This window comes from Methylobacterium persicinum (genome assembly GCF_022179525.1).
Taxonomy (GTDB): Bacteria; Pseudomonadota; Alphaproteobacteria; order Rhizobiales; family Beijerinckiaceae; genus Methylobacterium; species Methylobacterium persicinum.
Map to the genome: position 1 here is coordinate 1 of NZ_BPQX01000074.1, position 2166 is coordinate 2166.

The window sequence follows — 2166 nt, forward strand, 5'->3', positions numbered from 1 at the left end:
ATCCTGATTGCCGCGCTGCACTTGGGAGACGATGGCCCGGAGAGCGATAGCGCTCTTACCCGGATCGTCGCCCAGCATCCGGCTGCGGCCGTGCATCTCGCGATCGATGAGCGGCAGGACAAGGGAGCAGCCCAGGCGTTTGAGGCGCGCGTCCTCGCGGCCTTGCGCGAGGTGCAGACGCCTGAGGCTGGCTTGGCGCTGCGCCGTTCCGTACCCCTGGAGCCCTCATCGAGCGGAGGCCATACCGTACCAGCCGAACCGTTGCTGGATCAAAAGGACCGCAAGCGGCAACGTGAAGAGCAACGGGCGCTTGATCATAGGGTTAAGAGGCAAGTCTCCCGTGCGCGTTCCCTCGAACGGGGATCTCGCGGGCGCTAGATCGATGGCTCGCCAATTATCCACAGAATGATTTCAGGAGAAGGATCATTCTGTGTTTGGCTCATAACGATGCACTTTTCAGATGCCGAAATATGTGCTACACTACGACGTGTTTTTATGCGATTGCATTAACACCTTGTCGAGTGTGATGCGCCTCGACTCTGCCGATCTTCTAGAACATTTTGTTCGTCTTGGACCTGATGAGCCGATTGGAGCCTCAGGTAGCCTGTCGACTTCCTCTTGTATTGCCTCTGATCTCGGTCTTTATCTTGTCGCACCAGCAAGAACAGCTTGCATGGTCGTAAGGACAGACAAATGACTCAGAATAAATGGCGGGTGCTCGGAAAGCTGTTGCACAACGGAGCCAATCTCACAGAACAAGAACGCTCGCTCCGGTATACGTTGCTTAGGCAGCTGAACGCTGAAAGTACTCTGGAGGAACAGGAGCGTTTATTCAGAGCGGTCTCGCTTACAGCCGGAACGGCGCTGGTCGAGATCTCGCGTGCGAAGTTGAGAACATGCGGTCTGACAGAGCCTCAGATTGATCTGTTCGACGATGTGCGCATCCGTCGCCACCATAAGCAAAACGTTACACCTGAGGAGGAGCATAATTTTGAAATCGTGTGCGGTCTCGTCAATCGATGTTGGGGTGGCGGGGGCGGGGGCGGTAACCCGCCCGACGGCAACGACGGACCGGACTTCGGGCGCACCATCGCCGATCTCATCGCAGCGGCACACGCCGATGACGACGAAAAGCCTGAGCCTTCGCCGGCCGTTCCTCCGCAAGAGCCGACGGCGATGCAGCCCGATCTGAGGCCGAAGGCCGAGGAGAAGCAAAAGGGCAAGCCCCGTCCCCGCGGGACGCCTCGGAAGGGTGGATGGGAAATCGGGTAACAGGCTGCACGCGGGATCGGCCGGTCAACGGCCGATCCCCACTCACGCTACCGCCGCATCGTGAGTTCAAGCCATGCAGTTCGTGCCTCTGCCACGCGTGTCGAGGCGTTACAACGAGGCTTGGCTCCGCTGAAATGGATCATGATGGTGGGCTGTGATCGATTGATCACGTGAGAGAAGCGATGATCGAGGCCTTGTATAAACTTACCCTCGACTAGCACTAGCGTTGCTACGGGCCCGGGGAAAGTAGCTATAGAAAGTGTCCCGGTTGACGCCGAGGCGCCTGGCGATGTCAGCCACGCTGATGGTGCCGGCGGCCAGCATCGCACGGCCTGCCTCGATATCAGCCTCGCTTAGCTTCTTCGGCCGTCCGCCCTTGCGGCCCCGGGCGAGCGCCGCCTTCAGGCCCTCCATGGTGCGCTCACGGTTGAGGTCGAGGAAGTACTCCGCCATGGCTCCATGCATTTGTAGGGCGAAGCGCCCATGGGCTGTGGCGCTGTCGAACTGCTCGGTGAGCGAGCGGAAGTGCACGTCCTTCACCCGCAGGCCGTCGATGGTACGCATCATCTCGACGAGCGAGCGACCGAGGCGGTCGAGCTTCCACACCACGAGCACGTCCTCGGGGCGCAGGTAGGCGAGCGCCGCCTCGAACTCCGGCCGCTTGGTCCCGGCCTTGCCGGACTTCTTCTCCTCGAACAGGCGCTCGCATCCGGCCTTGGTCAGGGCATCGCGCTGCAGGTCGAGGTTCTGGTCGAGGGTGGAGACGCGGGCATATCCGACAAGCATGTCGGGATCCTGCCAAAATGGCGTTTATCCGGCAATAGAAAAGCCGACATATTTTTCCGACAAAAACGGGCCTGTTTCGAGTGGCTCGCGTGTGACCTTCAGCGATAA

General features: G+C 59.9%; 3 protein-coding genes. 2 read left to right on the plus strand and 1 reads right to left on the minus strand.

Going from position 1 to position 2166, the window contains the following annotated elements; genetic code table 11:
- Together MFF22_RS24025 and MFF22_RS24030 are read left to right on the plus strand one after the other, a co-directional pair.
- Positions 1-378 (plus strand): hypothetical protein (locus tag MFF22_RS24025; protein ID WP_238253259.1); only part of this gene is annotated, 378 nt, incomplete at its 5' end.
- Positions 379-693: 315 nt separating this feature from the next.
- Complete coding sequence (locus MFF22_RS24030; RefSeq protein ID WP_238253262.1) at positions 694-1272, plus strand: hypothetical protein; 579 nt, start codon at positions 694-696, stop codon at positions 1270-1272.
- 204 nt (positions 1273-1476) lie between these two features.
- On the opposite strand, the gene MFF22_RS24035 is transcribed toward MFF22_RS24030, so the two are convergent.
- Positions 1477-2058: a recombinase family protein gene (locus MFF22_RS24035; RefSeq protein WP_053611254.1), complete on the minus strand. Its 582-nt coding sequence runs from the start codon at positions 2056-2058 to the stop codon at positions 1477-1479.
- Positions 2059-2166 lie beyond the last annotated feature (108 nt).